Genomic DNA, 16660 nt, shown 5'->3' on the forward strand with positions numbered 1-16660 from the left:
AACAGAGTATGTCCATGCACAAAGTAGACTTTGAAATGGTGGAAATGACATTGGATGTCATGAAGTACGCTATTGGTCGAATTACCCATCCGGCTCCGGAACTAGGCAAGCCCAAGAAGGAAGAGGAGTTAAAGACCCTGGTAGGGGAAACAATAACGCCTGATGGAATTGGAGGAGAAAAGGCTTTTCAATTGTTTAAAGAAGTTCTAATAAAAGCTACCGTACCTATTGATCATCCCCGACATTTGGCTTTTGTGCCCGCCTCGCCCACAAGGGCTGCAGTGATGTTCGATCTGGTAACTTCGGCATCCAGTATTCACGGAGCGTATTGGATGGAGGGAGCCGGCGGAATATTTTGCGAGAATGAGGCCATGAAATGGTTGGTATCCCTAACTGGCTTACCAAAGGGGTCTTTCGGGGTTTTTACCAGTGGAGGAACGGCTGCCAATTTATCGGCCATGGTAACAGCAAGGGAGAATTGGCGGAAGAATCCGGAAAATGTTAATAAAAAAGGATTGATCATAACCTCTTCAGGGGCGCACTCATCGGTAAAATCTATGGCCAAGGTGATAGATTGTGATGTGCTTTTGGTGGAAACCGAGGAACAGATGACTGCAGAGGCCCTAAGTGAAAGCATTAATTCCTTGGATGCCCAGCAAAGGGATAGGTTATTCGCGGTGGTAGCAACCGGCGGTACCACGAATGCCGGTATAATAGATGATTTGTTAGGTATTGCGGAAATTTGCGAAACCGAAAATCTTTGGTTCCATGTGGATGCTGCCTACGGAGGCGGTGCCTTGGCATCAAAATCGGCCCGGCCACTTTTCCATGGTATAGAAAAGGCGGATAGTATAACCATTGATCCGCATAAATGGCTGTTCTCTCCCTATGATTGCGGGGCCATAATCTATAAAAATCCGGAGTTGGCCAAGGAAGCACATTCACAGGAAGGTTCCTATTTGGAAATATTTAAGGACGAAGGTGCGCATGGTTTTAACCCTTCGGACTATCAAATACAATTAACGCGTAGGGTAAGGGGTTTGCCTCTTTGGTTTTCACTGGCCATGCACGGGACAGATAAATATTCTTGGGCCGTTGATCAGGGTATTGGGTTGGCCAATTTGGCAGGGGAACTTATAAACAAGCATCCCTTGGTAGAATTGGTAAGGGAGCCCAGTCTTTCATGTGTCCTGTTTAGGAGAAAAGGGTGGTTGCCGCAAGATTATACCCACTGGACCTATAAAAATCACAGGGAAGGTTTTGCCTTGGTGACTCCTACCAAGTATAGGCAAAAGGGCGTTTACGAAACTGTAGCGCGTTTTTGTTTTATTAACCCGGATACAACTGAAAAGGATATTTCAATGATATTGGATTCCATGGTATAGTATAATGTGATCGCAATTTCCAAAATAGTCCTAGGGCACCAGATATTCACTTTCCCATTGTAAGCCAACTTTGGAGAACCGGACCCTTATATGATTGGGTTGACTTAATTTTAGATATTCAATTTTGTATGGAGTAATCTCCACAAGACAGAAATGATTTTCTTCACTCAAATATTCAAGATTTTGGGGGTTGATTAAATTACTCCCAGGAGACCTGCTTGTGGTATATTGCTTTTTTGCGTAGCTGTCCAGTTTACTCCAATATTTCTCTTTAGTGGCATCATCATCTTTGTAGATTGCCGTACCTTCAATCTTTAATTGAAGCAATTTGGTAGGGTGGTATAGGAGTAGGCTAACCCTTTTATTTTCTTTGATATGTGTAATTTTTTTTGAGCGCCTATCGGTGTAAAAAGTTAGTTTTAGATTATCGGAAACGTCCCTTAAAACAACGGTGCGCAATCGTGCAACCTGATCCAGACCGACAGTTGCAAGCGTAAAAAATCGGAAAGGATGGTCTTTTTCCTTGGGGACCTTTTGTAGCTCTTCCCTTATTTCCTCTAAATAAACGGTGGCCATGATAATCTGAATTTTAGTTTTATTAAAGATAAAAATAAATGTTGGAGTAGGGTATTTCTTTTCTCAGGTGTTATAGATATAAATTGCTATGAATTTGAAAATAATTTCCAACGAAATTGTGAGTAGTTATAATTAGTTAATTGGTTTAGGTTGGTTTTGATTAGTAAGCCCGGTTGGTTACCGGGCTTTTTTTGTGCATAAATGAAAAAATCTTTGCAATGGAGCCAAATTTTCACCCTGTTCGAATTTGACTGTTGTGTATTTTAAATAATTATTGTGTTTTTCAATGGTAGAAGGAAGCCCTTGTTTAAAAGGCCATATCGGCAAAAAGCTTGGGTAATATCATTCTGTTTATAAGTTTTGTGATTATTATCCTCTAAAGATACTTTTTCAAAAATTTCAAATTACTATTTTTGCCCATGCAAAATAACGTCCTCATATTAGATTTTGGTTCCCAGTATACGCAGCTCATCGCTAGAAGGGTCAGGGAACTTAATATTTTCTGCGAAATTAAACCGTACAACCATTTGCCCGAAGATTTATCGGAATACAAGGCAGTGATTCTTTCTGGATCGCCATTTTCGGTAAGGGGAGATGATGCGCCACATCCTGATTTATCACAAATAAAAGGAAAAAAACCGCTATTGGCCGTTTGTTACGGAGCCCAATATTTGGCGCATTTTAACGGTGGCAATGTAGCGCCTTCCAACACCCGTGAATACGGTAGGGCAAAATTATCCTTTATAGATCACAGCGAATCCTTTTTCGAAGGGATTTCTGAAGGGAGCCAAGTTTGGATGAGCCATAGTGATACCATAAAAAAATTGCCCGAAGGAGCTATTAAATTGGCAAGTACCCATGATGTGGAAAATGCGGCTTATAAGCTGAAAGACGAAGATACCTATGCCATACAGTTTCACCCAGAAGTATATCATACTACCGATGGGAAAAAATTGTTGGAAAACTTTTTGGTCCATATAGCTGGGGTGGCCCAAACATGGACTCCGGATTCTTTCGTGGAAACCACCGTAGCGGAATTAAAGGCAAAAATTGGTGATGAAAAGGTGATACTTGGTTTATCTGGGGGTGTGGATTCCACAGTAGCAGCGGTCTTATTGCACAAAGCAATCGGAAAGCATTTACACTGTATATTCGTGAATAATGGACTTTTGCGGAAAAACGAGTTCCAATCCGTATTGGACCAATACGAAGGAATGGGCCTAAATGTGAAGGGAGTTGACGCTTCGGCACGTTTTTTGGATAGCTTGGAAGGAGAAAGCGATCCAGAAAGGAAACGAAAGGCCATAGGTAGGGTTTTTATAGAGGTCTTTGATGATGAATCACACTTGGTGGAAGATGCAAAATGGTTGGCGCAGGGAACGATATATCCAGATGTTATAGAGTCTGTCTCTGCCACTGGAGGTCCGTCCGCAACCATTAAGAGTCATCATAATGTAGGTGGATTGCCGGATTATATGAAATTAAAGGTTGTAGAGCCCTTGCGAATGTTGTTTAAGGATGAGGTTAGGCGTGTAGGTGCCAGTTTGGGTATAGATAAGGAATTGTTGGGCAGACATCCTTTCCCTGGACCAGGTTTGGCCATCCGTATCCTAGGCGATATTACTCGGGAGAAAGTGGCTATTCTACAGGAAGTAGATGCCATTTTTATCAACGGATTAAAGGAATGGGGCCTATATGATAAGGTTTGGCAAGCGGGAGCTATGCTTTTGCCCGTCAATAGTGTAGGCGTAATGGGGGATGAACGGACATATGAGAAATGTGTAGCATTGAGAGCTGTGGAAAGTACGGATGGTATGACGGCGGACTGGGTAAATTTACCCTATGAGTTTTTGCAAAAAACCTCCAACGACATTATAAATAAAGTTAGGGGAGTAAATAGAGTGGTTTATGATATAAGTTCCAAGCCACCTGCAACGATCGAATGGGAGTAGGTTATAAGCATCCGCGATGGAATTTTAAATTTCCAACTGCGCATTATTTTTTAATTTTTATTATAACATTGTTGTGTTTATGTTCGTTCTCAATTTTGTACTTGGCTTAATCTAAATAGAACAAATAAAATCTATACTTGTGAAAATATATAGAAAAGTAATATTGACAACATTATTATTAATGTTGGTGAGCATCAATGCAATAGCACAAAAATTCACAACACATTCCGTTAAGGCAGGGGAAAGCTTGGAAAGTATCGCTAAACGATATCAGGTATCAGAGCAAGCGATATTAAATTACAACAAGGAGCTAAAAAAGGGCCAGGCCTTAAGGGCCAATACTATCTTGGTGATACCATCTTCCAATGGCGCGGCTGTAAAAAGTGATAGTGTTTCAAGAGTAGACGCCTTATTGCAGGCATTACAGGGTGATGAGTCTGGGCCTCAGCATCGGGAGCCCATTGGCTATACCTCACATAAGACAAAAAGAAAGGAAACCTTGTTTGGTATTTCCAAACAGTACAATATCTCGGAGGATGAAATTAAACGGTACAACAAAGAGTTGTACTCCGTTCAATTGAAAAAAGGCATGATTCTTAAGATACCCAAATATAAAAGGGTAGACCCGTCCGAAAAGGAATATATTGAGGAAAATTATGAAATCTATACGGTACAACCCAAGGAAACGCGTTGGAGTATAGCCAATAAATATGGGATTACTATAGATAGTTTATTGGTGTTAAACCCTAAATTGTCCAAAATAACCGATTATCTTTCTTCTGGACAGGAGCTTTTGTTGCCAAAGATATTGGGGAGTTCCATTGAGGATCAGGAAACCCAATTGTACAATTCATATACCGTTCCGGCCAAACAGACATTTTATAGTTTGGAGAAAAAATTTGGACTAACGGCCAACGAAATCATAGCCTTGAATCCTGAAATAAAGGAAAGGGGAGGATTAAAGGAAGGTATGGTATTGAGGATTCCGGCCAAGAAGTTGGAAACCGGCGAGGTCAATATTGAGAATTACAATTTTTACGAGGTGAAACCAAAACAGACCGAGTTTTCACTTACGCGTAAATTTGGTGTTACCTATAAAGAATTATTGGAGCTCAATCCGGAATTAAAAGATGGATTAAAGGCGGGAATGGTTCTTAAACTACCTAAGGCCCAAATCGGAAATTTTGACGTAAAAAATGCCCTGATCCTGGATAAGATAAATCTAAGGGACAGTATCAATACATTAAACCGCCCAAAATTGGTTTTTCTCTTGCCGTTTAGATTGGATAGATTGGATTTAAACGATAACGCTGCCACCAAGAGTGCCATTGAGAACAGGAAGGACGTGAAATACAGTCTGGGACTCTATTCGGGGGCAATGGTTGCCTTGGATTCCATAGCCAAACTGGGGATTTCCGTAGATGTTAAAACATATGATACCCAATTGGATATGAATCGCACCAAGGGTATATTGCAAAAGGAAAATTTAATTGGCGTATCGGCAATTTTTGGTCCTTTGGAGGCCCAATCCCTAAAAGAGGTAGCGTTGCAAGCCTCGGAGTATGGAGTCCCCGTGGTAGCACCCTTAACGGATAAAAGCGATTTAAGTTTGAACAATGTATTTTTTGCCCTTCCTTCAGAAAAGGTGATGGAAGAACATATGATGACCTATGTTGAAGGATTGAGGACAAAGGAAAATGTAATCATAATAGCGGATCAAAAGAACAAGCCTACGGAATCTGCTTTGTTAATGAAGTTTCCCGGTGCAAAAATAGTGGCCTTAAAGGAGGATAGAACGGTGGATATAGATAAAATCTCCAAGATACTGTCCCAAGAGACCGAGAACTGGGTGTTTTTGGAAACTGATCAGGCCAATGTGGTGTATCATGTAGGTTCATTATTGAATTCATTGATAAGTAAGGAAATTAGCATACGTCTTTTTACAACGGATAAGAACAAGGCTTTCGATAGTGAAGTCGTTTCCTATTCCCATCTTTCCAATTTAAGGTTTACCTATCCTTCAGCTTCCAGAGAAGTAGGGGATAATAGTTTTGCGAAATTATATAGAAAGAAATATGGGGCGGATCCAGATACTTATGCCGTACGTGGTTTTGACCTTACTTATGATCTACTTCTAAAATTGGCCTATAAAAATGATTTGGTCAGTGCTTCCAAGCTAGTTGGGGAGACCGAATATGTGGGCAACAAATTTAATTTCAACAAAGACATTTCCTCTGGATATTTTAATAGGGCCTCCTATATTCTTGGATATGAGAATATGAATATTGTAGAACTTAAAGACTAAATCCCATGACAGCGAAAGTAACCTATACCGGTGGACTTAGGACAAACTGTGAACATGTAAGATCGGGCAATTCGTTTATAACAGATGCGCCGCTGGATAATCATGGCTTGGGACAGGCCTTTTCGCCTACCGATACAGTAGCCACAGGTTTGGCCAGTTGTATGTTTTCCGTTATGGGAATAAAGGCCAGGGGATTGGACTTGGATCTGGAGAATTCCACTGCCGAAGTCATAAAACATATGGAGGCCGATCCGAGGCGGATTAGCAGAATCGATGTTACATTTAATATGCCCAAGAAAATCTCTGATAAACACAGAAAAATTTTGGAGCATACGGCACGTACCTGCCCCGTCCATCACAGTTTGCACCCGGACATAATAAGGAATATCACTTTCCAGTGGGATCTTTAGGGAAAATAGTTTGGCTTTTTATTTGGCTTATGTTCCAATGGGGATATGGCCAGGAGGATGAGGTGATTTTATGGACCCCTGCAAGAAAATTAGCGTGGTCCGATTTCAAGGGCAAACCATCCAATATTTCAGGTGCGGCGGCTATCACGGCTAGCGGTATTACCTACAATTTTTCCGCTCAGGGAACCAAGGATAGAATGGAGCTTGATTTTAAGGTGGAGACCCATTTTTATCCGGATAAATCGTGGTACAAGTCTAAATTGGCAAACCCGATCATCTTGAGCCATGAGCAATTGCATTTTGATATATCCGAAGTGTATGCCCGAAAAATGAGGCAAATTTTGGCCAAGACCAAATTTACTAGCAATGCAAAGTCTGAGGTAAAGGCGATATATAGGGATATACTCCGTGAACTGAACGACTTTCAGAACCAATATGATTCCGAGACCAATTTTTCCCGGGATACCGTTCAGCAGTTAATCTGGAATAAGAAGATTAAAAAGGCCTTAAACAATTAAAAGGAGACTTTTTTCAAAATCTCCTTTTAAATGGATCTGTCACTTAATTTATAACTTATACGTCGCAGATGGTAACGCCTTCTTTAAGGGCGGCTATTTTATCGTCCCAAGTAGGTATAAATTCTTGCGCCACATGTCCTTTATAACCTGTGGCCAAAATAGCCTTCATTATTGCGGGATAATACAATTCCTGTGTTTCGTTTATTTCATTTCGTCCAGGATTGCCGCCTGTATGGTAATGTCCAAAGTACGAATGGTAGTCCTGTATGTTGCGTATAATATCGCCCTCCATTATCTGCATATGGTAAATGTCATAAAGCAGTTTAAAATTGTTGGATCCCAATTTTTTACACAATTCCACGCCCCATTCGGTGTGGTCGCACATATAATCTTCGTGGTTCACTTTAGAGTTCAATAACTCCATTTGTATTATCACTCCGTGTTTTTCTGCCAGTGGCATAATCTTCTTTAATCCGTCCACACAGTTCTGCAGTCCAACAGCGTCATCCATTCCCCTGCGATTGCCGCTAAAACAGATAAGATTGGTATAGCCAGCTGCCGCCACTTTTGGAATCATTTCTGTATAATTCTTGATCAAAGTTTCATGGTATTTGGGGTCGTTCCATCCTTCGGTAAGGCTTATTTCGGCCCCATTGCACATGGAGGAATTGATATTGTATTTTTTAAGTAATGGCCAGTCCTTAGGTCCAATTAGGTCAACGCTTTTTATACCAAGTTCGTTAAGCGACTTTAAAAAATCTTCAAGTGGAATGCTTCCATAGCACCAATAGCAAACACTGTGATTAATGTTGTTTTTTAATTTAGATTCTTCTTTTTTGTTTGGCTCCATTGCATTTCCAGTTTTGTAAGCCAGCATGCCAACCGACGCCGCTGCTGAGGTTCCTATAAATGTTCTTCGTTTCATCTGTTCTACTTTAGTTTATTATTGATGGTACTAGGTGGGTTGCTTTCATATTTTCCAGGAATATTTACCTGGCCTGAAATTTGCCAAAATCTGCCCTGTGTAATGATCAGAATACCGCTATGGCAAGATATATAGTGGCAAACCGTTTTAAATGTAAATTGTACGCGTATAAAGATAGTGGATTTGTCATAAAAATACGAAATTTCGGATTGAAATGTTCCAAAGGTGATGGGTATAAATTTGGAAATAGATTTCAATTAAATCCTTGGGAGGCATTTCTGAAGATGGTATCTTTGGGGAGAAGTTTTAATATGAATGTAGTTCCAGACAAGAGACAGTTGATAGAATTGGCACATTATAGAATGCCATTTGGTAAATTTAAGGGAAGATATTTGGTGGAACTGCCCGAACCATATTTGGTATGGTTTCAACAAAGCGGTTTTCCAGAGGGAAAGCTGGGAAATTTGTTAAGGGCCATGCTTGAAATTAAAATTAACGGACTTGAGGGGTTAATTCGAAAAATTCAAAAAGATTTTCCCCAATAATACCCGTGAATTGTGATAGCAATTCGTATTTTTGCTCGCGTTACGAATTCAACCTAACGCTTCATGTCGCAGACTAAATATATTTTTGTAACCGGTGGGGTTACTTCATCCCTCGGAAAAGGGATAATAGCAGCCTCTCTTGCCAAATTATTACAGGCTCGAGGTTACAGAACTACCATTCAAAAATTAGATCCTTATATAAACGTTGATCCGGGAACTTTAAATCCCTATGAACATGGTGAATGTTATGTTACCGATGATGGTGCCGAGACCGATTTGGATTTGGGCCATTATGAGCGTTTTTTAAATGTTAGGACTTCACAGGCCAATAATGTTACCACCGGACGCATTTATCAAAGCGTTATAGAAAAAGAACGCAGAGGTGAATTTTTGGGAAAAACGGTTCAAGTAGTACCCCATATTACCAATGAAATAAAGGAACGTATCCAGTTATTGGGGAAAAGCGGGGATTATGATATTGTCATTACTGAAATTGGGGGAACTGTTGGGGATATAGAATCCTTACCTTATATAGAGGCTGTACGTCAGTTGCTATGGGAGTTAGGCGATAATAATGGGATTGTTATTCATTTAACTTTGGTGCCCTATCTTTCTGCGGCCGGGGAGTTAAAAACAAAACCTACCCAGCATTCCGTAAAGACCTTAATGGAAAGTGGAATAAAAGCGGATATTTTGGTCTGTAGAACAGAACATGAAATTCCGGATGACCTCAAGGAAAAATTGGCACTTTTTTGTAATGTTAAAAGGGAAGCGGTAATACAATCCATAGATGCATCAACCATATATGATGTGCCCATTTTAATGCAACAGGAAGGGTTGGATACCGTAACATTGAAAAAATTGGCCCTTCCTGACACCGTTGTTCCGGATCTTACCAATTGGAACCAATTTTTACAGTGGCATAAGAACCCTAAAAATGAAGTCACCGTTGGTCTTATTGGAAAGTATGTGGAATTACAGGATTCCTATAAATCCATTTTGGAATCTTTTATACATGCTGGTTCTGTGAACCATGTAAAAGTAAAGGTGAAATCCATTCATTCCGAACATCTTTCCGTCAAGAATATTGAAAAGAAGATGCAAGGACTGGACGGTATACTAGTTGCCCCAGGTTTCGGGGAAAGGGGAATAGAAGGGAAAATTAAAGCGGTTCAATTTGCACGCGAAAATAAGATACCTTTTTTGGGCATCTGTTTGGGGATGCAGATGGCCGTAATAGAATATTCCAGAAATGTACTTGGCCTTAAAAACGCCAATTCCACGGAGATGGATGAAAACACCCCTGATCCAGTGATCAGTATTATGGAGGAGCAGAAAAATATTGTTAACAAGGGCGGTACAATGAGATTGGGAGCCTGGGACTGTCATTTAGAAAAAGGTAGTCTGGTACAAAAGATCTATCATGGAGCGTCCGAGATTTCTGAGCGCCATCGTCACCGTTATGAGTTTAACAACAATTATAAAAATCAATTGGAGGAAGCCGGACTGGTGGCTTCCGGGGTAAACAATGAAACAGGATTGGTAGAAATAGTAGAGGTTCCTGCCCATCCTTGGTTTATTGGGGTTCAATATCACCCAGAATACAAGAGTACGGTAGACAATCCGCACCCTTTGTTCGTAGGGTTTATTAAAGCTGCTTTAAAGCATCAGAAGGAAGTAAAGCAATAAACTAGTGCCAGTTTGGCATATATAGCCTAATTGGGCATATATTTGCAAGCTGATTTAATCCGTTGGGAACGTAGATGATGTTTGTATCCCCGCCGATAATATTTTAAATTAAACTTTAGATGGAGGAAAAGAAATTGGATATTAATACCATTATCGGTTTTGTACTGATTTTTGGTATTCTTATTTTTATGTTTTGGCAGAACCAGCCAACACCGGAAGAGCTGGAAGCACAGAAGGCAAAACAAGAGCAGCTTGAAGCCGCCGAAATGCAAAAGGCCAATTCAACCAAAGAAGAGGTTGCACAACCAAAAACAGTGGATCTACAAGATTCTATGGCCGTTGCAAGTTACAAAAGTGCAATAGGTGCTTTTGGTTATACGGCTCCTACAGAGGGAACAACAGTTTTGGAGAACGATGTTGTTTATTTGGAAATAAGCAACAAGGGAGGCCAGATTATCGAGGCAAAAATGAAAGGTTACGTAACCTATGATTCCATTCCAGTTTATTTGATAAAAGACGGCAATGCCAATTTTGCACTTAATTTTAGTACTTCGGACAATAGGGTTTTAAACACCAACGATCTTTATTTTGAACCTACACTTTCCAAATCTGGTGAGAATCAGGTGTTGTCCATGAAAGCCAAAGTAGCATCCGATAAGTTCTTGGAATATCGCTACGAAATGAAACCTGACGAATACCTTATCGGTTTTACAGTGCGTTCGCAAGGCTTAAATGGAATCGTAAATAGTTCAAAACCTATTGATTTGGATTGGAAGATGAAGGCCATCCGCCATTCCAAAAGTATTCAATATGAAAATAGATATACTAGGGTTACCTATAATCACGATGGGGATAAAATAAGTAAGTTATCCGAGGGCAGTGAAGATGAGGAAACGGAAGTGGATGTAAAATGGATTTCTTACCGTCAACACTTTTTTAGTTCCATTCTTACCTATTCCGATAAGTTTGAAACGGCCAAATTGAATTCTATTAATTTGGTGGAGGAGGAAAGTCACACCCAACAATTTACCAAGGAGTTCGCTGCAGAGGTGCCTTTGGAGTTGCAGGGCGGAGAGTTTGCCTATAATTTTAATTGGTACTACGGGCCAACAGATGTAAAGGTTTTGGCGCAGTACAAGGAATTGGGACTGGAAGATTCCATACCATTTGGATGGGGAATTTTTGGATGGATCAATAGATACATTTTTACCCCCGTATATACTTTTCTAAGTTCGTTCTTACCTTACGGTATTGCCATTGTGGTCATGACCATTTTGGTAAGACTTATCATGTCGCCAGCTACTTATAAGTCCTACTTGTCCCAAGCAAAAATGAAGGTTTTGAAACCTGAAATTACAGAGCTTAATGAGAAGTATAAGGACAATGCCATGAAAAAGCAGCAGGAAACCATGAAATTATATAATAAGGCCGGGGTAAGCCCTATGAGTGGTTGTGTGCCCGCTTTGTTGCAGATGCCAATCTTCTATGCCTTGTTTATGTTTTTCCCAACTTCCTTTGCGTTAAGACAGAAGCCATTTTTATGGGCAGATGACCTTTCTTCCTATGATGCCATAGCGCAATTGCCGTTCACCATTCCTTTTTATGGGGATCATGTAAGTTTGTTTCCAATTTTGGCCTCTGTTGCCATATTCTTTTATATGATGATGACCACTGGGCAGAATATGCAGACGCAACCAGGAATGCCCAATATGAAATTTATCATGTATTTGTCTCCCTTGATGATGTTGGTTTTCTTCAACAACTATGCAAGTGGATTAAGTTTGTACTATTTTGTGTCTAACTTGATTACCATTTTTATAATGTTGGCCATCAAGAATTTTATTTTGGACGAGGACAAGATCCACGCGCAGATACAAGAGAATAAAAAGAAGCCTAAGAAAGAAAATAAGTTTCAAAAAAAGATGCGCGAGATGATGGAGCAGGCCGAGGAACAGAAAAAAATAGGCAAGAAATAAGTCTATATCTATAACATTCGATTAAAGTGCTTGAATTTTTTCAAGCACTTTTTTTTTGAACCTAATTGACGCAATGGAAGAAAAGGATCAATGGCCTAGGATTGTATTATAAATAAAAACCCCGGCCATCTGGTCGGGGTTTTTAGCATTGATTTGGTTTAGTTTGGTAAGATTTGGGTCTCCAAAGATTGTACTTTTTTAAACTGTATAAAACTATTAGTTGTAAAGAGGTCTTTTTAGTATGCTAAAGTGGCTTCTTTTGATGTATGGTTATTTTTTTGATTACAATTCTCCAAATTTAAGGTTGGCGGTATTCCAATTTTACGACTGGGTTTTCAAATAAAGTATGTCCAAAATCAAAGATGTTTTTAGTCTTGATGACAAAAGGTGGTACAATTGTTCTTTACTAAACAAGGAAACCATCCCTCAATTTTAGTTGGATTATATTTTTAGGGTGGGCAAAATCCAATTTTGTATTTTTGCATGGTAATTGTAAGCCATTAATGGTTTGCAGCGACCAAGGGTAAACAATAAATTATTACAGATGCAAAAGGTGGTAGTTGGACTTTCCGGTGGAGTAGATTCCAGTGTTACGGCATATCTATTAAAGGAGCAGGGATACGATGTTATTGGCCTGTTTATGAAGAATTGGCATGACGATTCCGTGACAATTTCCAAGGAATGTCCGTGGCTGGAGGATAGCAATGATGCCCTTATAGTTGCGGAGAAGTTGGGAATACCCTTTCAAACGGTAGATTTAAGTGCCCAGTACAAGGAACGTATTGTGGACTATATGTTCAGGGAATACGAGAAAGGGAGAACACCAAATCCGGATGTACTTTGCAATAGGGAAATAAAGTTTGATGTGTTTATGAAAATTGCCATGCAACTGGGTGCAGACTATGTGGCAACGGGTCACTATTGTAGAAAAGGTGTGATTAAAAATGAGGATGGAACGGAAACGTATCAGTTGTTGGCCGGTGCGGACGCAAATAAGGACCAATCTTATTTTTTATGTCAGCTATCCCAAGAGCAACTTGCTAAAACCTTATTCCCTATAGGTGAGTTACAGAAGCCTGAAGTGAGGAAAATTGCTGCAGAAAATGATTTGATTACCGCAGATAAAAAGGACTCACAAGGCCTCTGTTTTATTGGAAAGGTGCGTCTGCCAGAATTCCTTCAACAGAAGCTGAGACCAAAAAAGGGGGTAATTGTGGAAGTACCGGCGGTATTGGAGCAGTATGCTAGCACCATTCCCCAGTTTAATTCCAAATTGGAAGAATTGGCCTTTTACGCTGAAAAGCCCCATTATGACCTAACCGATGGGAAGGTGGTAGGGGAGCACCAAGGGGCCCACTATTTTACGAAAGGCCAGCGCAAGGGGTTGGATGTAGGGGGGACCAAAGAACCTTTATTCGTAATTGAAACCGATGTTGATCAAAATGTCATCTATACCGGTCAGGGCAAGGCTCACCCCGGACTTTACCGTAGGACATTATTTGTAAACAATGATGAACTGCATTGGGTTCGTACAGATTTGGCATTGGAAGTGGACCAGACCATGGAGGTTATGGCCAGGATAAGATATCGTCAACCGTTGCAAAAGGCAACGCTATACAGGGTTGATTCCGGTTTGTATGTGGATTTCGTTGAAAAACAATCGGCAATTACGGAAGGGCAATTTGTAGCTTGGTATATTGGAGAGGAATTGGTAGGTTCAGGCGTAATCTCCTAAAATGGCCAGGGCTGTCCTTTTTCTATGTATTATATTCTCGGTTTGGGGAGGGGCCCAAGAGCATGCCTGGGTATATTTTAAAGATAAAGACCAGGTAGAGGCCTCCATTTTAAATCCATCAAGTATTTTATCCGAACGGGCAATACAAAAAAAGAACAGATATAATATAGGCATAGACCAAAGGGATGTTCCTGTCAATGAGGATTATATTGCCCAATTAAAACTTCAAAATGGTATCACGGTCAAGGCTAAGTCCAAATGGTTCAATTGTGTTCACGTTCTTGGCAGTGAATCGGACATAGCAGCTTTAACGGATCTTCAGTTTGTAGACCATATTTCTTATGCCGATAAGGGTTTGAATGCCAAATCCAACTTCGTTACGTTTGTGGGAAATGAAGTCAATAATCATAAAAACAAGTTTTTGGAACAAGGGGTGGATTTTGTCTATGGACAATCTTATTCCCAGGTAGAACAATTGGGGGTACACGTTTTGCACCAAAACAATTTTACAGGGGAGGGTTTCTTGATTGCAGTTTTGGATAGTGGCTTCCCCAATGTGGATCAAATGGGTGCATTTGACCGTTTACGTGCGAACAATGGTTTATGGGGCGGATATGATTTTGTTGCTCGGTCAACAAATATTTATGTAGCTAACGGAAATGATCACGGTACAAGGGTATTGTCCGATATGGCTGGTTTTGTGGACGGACAATTTGTTGGTACCGCTCCGGATGCCAGTTACATTCTTTTTAGAACTGAAGATGCCGCTACGGAAACACCAGTGGAGGAAAGCTACTGGGTAGAGGCTGCTGAGCGTGCGGATAGCCTTGGTGTAGATATAATTAACAGTTCCTTGGGCTATAGTACTTATGATAATCCAAGATATAACTATTCCCCAGCGGATATGGATGGAAATACAGCGTTTATTTCCAAAGGGGCCAATATAGCCACGGAAAAAGGGATATTGGTCGTGAATTCTGCAGGGAATTCCGGTGATAGCTCTTGGGGCATTATTACTGCCCCGGCAGATGCCAATGTATTTGGTGTTGGTGCGGTTGATACCTCTGGCGACTATGTGGCATTTAGTTCCAGGGGGCCAAGTGCCGATGGAAGGATTAAGCCTGATGGGATGGCCTTGGGCGCAGGAGCAACGGTAATAGGTCCGGACGAAAGATTGGTGAAAAATAATGGAACCTCTTTTGCATCGCCAATTATGGCGGGTGCCATGGCTTCATTTTGGCAGGCCTTCCCCGATAAAAACAATATGGAAATTATGGACATGGTAAGGGAATCCTCTTCCCGTTATCAAAATCCAAATTCCCAAATGGGTTTTGGAATACCCAATTTTTCAACGGCATTGACACTTTTGGGAATTGATATTACAAATTCAGGGGACGATTTGTGGTACCTATTTCCTAATCCTTCCAAGACCGAGTTTCAGGTTCGGCTTCCAGAGACCTATGGGAATGCCCATGTAACGCTTTTTGATATTTATGGAAGACGTATCCTGGAAAGGCAATTAAATCAAGGTAACGAGGAAATATCCGTAGAAACTTTAAGTAGGGCCATTTACATTGTACATGTAAATGTTGATGGGGTTCGAAAGGAATATAAATTGATAAAAAACTAATGGGAAATAGAATTGCCGATCTTTTTGGAATTCAATACCCTATAATTCAGGCTGGTATGGTATGGGCCAGTGGATGGCGGTTGGCATCTGCCGTTTCCAATGCCGGGGGATTGGGTATAATAGGAGCTGGGTCCATGTATCCGCAGGTATTACGGGAACATATAGTAAAATGTAAGTTGGCCACCAATAAGCCTTTTGGGGTCAATGTGCCTATGCTATATCCGGATATTGAAAAGCTCATGGCGATCATAGTGGAGCTTGATGTGAAGATTGTATTTACCTCGGCAGGAAATCCTAAAACCTGGACTTCATATTTAAAGGACAGAGGGATTACTGTTGTGCACGTAGTGAGCAGTGTGAAATTTGCCCAAAAAGCAGAGGAAGCTGGGGTGGATGCCATTGTTGCCGAAGGTTTTGAAGCCGGTGGGCATAATGGTAGGGATGAGACCACTACTTTGACATTAATTCCTGCGGTAAAGGAAAAAATAAGTATCCCATTAATAGCTGCAGGGGGAATAGCAACAGGTAGAGCTATGTTGGCGGTTATGGTTTTGGGTGCCGATGGTGTGCAGGTGGGCAGTCGATTTGTGGCGAGCAATGAAGCTTCGTCCCACCCTCTGTTTAAGCAAAAGGTAGTAGAGGCCGGTGAAGGGGCTACCCAATTGACCTTAAGGGAATTGACACCCGTTAGGTTGATAAAAAATAAATTCTATAACGATATTCAAAAGGCCTATGCCGGTTGTGCAACGGTAGAGGAGCTAAGGGCCCTATTGGGTAGGGCCAGGGCCAAAAAGGGGATGTTCGAGGGAGATATGGAGGAAGGTGAATTGGAAATTGGTCAGGTGGCCGCTTTAATCCATGAAATAAAACCTGCGGCCCAAATTGTGATGGACATGATGGAGGAATTTACCCATGCCAAAGCAGATGTCCAGCATTTGTAGGAGAAATAATCAATCTAGTTCTGTAATATACCCCATATTGGAAATTAGTTTACCAAACGTCTTCCAAGCTTCC

At 40.7% G+C, this 16660-nt stretch carries 13 protein-coding genes; 11 read left to right on the forward strand and 2 right to left on the reverse strand.

Annotated elements, in window-relative coordinates; all coding sequences use genetic code 11:
- Nucleotides 1-14: 14 nt before the first annotated feature.
- Nucleotides 15-1385 (forward strand): pyridoxal phosphate-dependent decarboxylase family protein, encoded by a 1371-nt coding sequence (locus BUA60_RS13080; RefSeq protein WP_072862727.1) that lies wholly within the window; start codon nucleotides 15-17, stop codon nucleotides 1383-1385.
- A gap of 30 nt (nucleotides 1386-1415) precedes the next feature.
- Here BUA60_RS13080 and BUA60_RS13085 read toward each other — a convergent pair whose 3' ends face one another.
- Complete coding sequence (locus BUA60_RS13085) at nucleotides 1416-1961, reverse strand: pyridoxamine 5'-phosphate oxidase family protein (RefSeq protein WP_072862339.1); 546 nt, start codon at nucleotides 1959-1961, stop codon at nucleotides 1416-1418.
- A gap of 419 nt (nucleotides 1962-2380) precedes the next feature.
- On the opposite strand from BUA60_RS13085, the gene guaA reads away from it, so the two are divergent.
- The 4 genes from guaA (at nucleotide 2381) to BUA60_RS13105 (ending at nucleotide 7146) form a co-directional block, all read left to right on the forward strand.
- Nucleotides 2381-3913, forward strand: a complete 1533-nt coding sequence (guaA, locus tag BUA60_RS13090; protein ID WP_072862342.1) for a glutamine-hydrolyzing GMP synthase — start codon at nucleotides 2381-2383, stop codon at nucleotides 3911-3913.
- A 139-nt stretch (nucleotides 3914-4052) separates the two neighbouring features.
- Entirely contained in the window at nucleotides 4053-6218 is a 2166-nt protein-coding gene (locus BUA60_RS13095) for a LysM peptidoglycan-binding domain-containing protein (RefSeq protein WP_245802549.1), read from the forward strand.
- A 5-nt stretch (nucleotides 6219-6223) separates the two neighbouring features.
- Nucleotides 6224-6628: an OsmC family protein gene (locus tag BUA60_RS13100; protein ID WP_072862346.1), complete on the forward strand. Its 405-nt coding sequence runs from the start codon at nucleotides 6224-6226 to the stop codon at nucleotides 6626-6628.
- 29 nt (nucleotides 6629-6657) lie between these two features.
- Nucleotides 6658-7146, forward strand: coding sequence for a DUF922 domain-containing protein (locus BUA60_RS13105; protein WP_072862348.1), 489 nt, complete (start codon nucleotides 6658-6660; stop codon nucleotides 7144-7146).
- A 55-nt stretch (nucleotides 7147-7201) separates the two neighbouring features.
- Here BUA60_RS13105 and BUA60_RS13110 read toward each other — a convergent pair whose 3' ends face one another.
- Complete coding sequence (locus BUA60_RS13110; RefSeq protein ID WP_072862350.1) at nucleotides 7202-8071, reverse strand: hydroxypyruvate isomerase family protein; 870 nt, start codon at nucleotides 8069-8071, stop codon at nucleotides 7202-7204.
- A gap of 311 nt (nucleotides 8072-8382) precedes the next feature.
- Here BUA60_RS13110 and BUA60_RS13115 point away from each other — a divergent pair, with 311 nt between their 5' ends.
- The 6 genes from BUA60_RS13115 to BUA60_RS13140 all read left to right on the forward strand — a co-directional run bounded on the left by BUA60_RS13115 (nucleotide 8383) and on the right by BUA60_RS13140 (nucleotide 16587).
- Entirely contained in the window at nucleotides 8383-8616 is a 234-nt protein-coding gene (locus BUA60_RS13115) for a DUF3820 family protein (RefSeq protein WP_072862729.1), read from the forward strand.
- Nucleotides 8617-8679: 63 nt separating this feature from the next.
- Nucleotides 8680-10305: a CTP synthase gene (locus tag BUA60_RS13120; RefSeq protein WP_072862352.1), complete on the forward strand. Its 1626-nt coding sequence runs from the start codon at nucleotides 8680-8682 to the stop codon at nucleotides 10303-10305.
- A gap of 119 nt (nucleotides 10306-10424) precedes the next feature.
- On the forward strand, nucleotides 10425-12281 hold the full coding sequence (gene yidC, locus BUA60_RS13125; protein WP_072862354.1) for a membrane protein insertase YidC: 1857 nt from the start codon (nucleotides 10425-10427) through the stop codon (nucleotides 12279-12281).
- 544 nt (nucleotides 12282-12825) lie between these two features.
- The gene (mnmA, locus tag BUA60_RS13130; protein WP_072862356.1) at nucleotides 12826-14016 is read left to right on the forward strand and encodes a tRNA 2-thiouridine(34) synthase MnmA; all 1191 of its coding nucleotides are present in this window, start codon (nucleotides 12826-12828) and stop codon (nucleotides 14014-14016) included.
- Nucleotide 14017: 1 nt separating this feature from the next.
- Nucleotides 14018-15646 carry a S8 family serine peptidase gene (locus BUA60_RS13135; protein ID WP_072862358.1) on the forward strand — a complete coding sequence of 543 codons (1629 nt, stop codon included), beginning with the start codon at nucleotides 14018-14020 and terminating at the stop codon, nucleotides 15644-15646.
- Complete coding sequence (locus tag BUA60_RS13140) at nucleotides 15646-16587, forward strand: NAD(P)H-dependent flavin oxidoreductase (RefSeq protein ID WP_072862360.1); 942 nt, start codon at nucleotides 15646-15648, stop codon at nucleotides 16585-16587. Before BUA60_RS13135 ends, BUA60_RS13140 begins: the two co-directional genes overlap by 1 nt.
- Nucleotides 16588-16660 lie beyond the last annotated feature (73 nt).

Origin of the sequence: Arenibacter palladensis, from assembly GCF_900129275.1 — a bacterium.
GTDB classification, from domain to species: Bacteria; Bacteroidota; Bacteroidia; order Flavobacteriales; family Flavobacteriaceae; genus Arenibacter; species Arenibacter palladensis.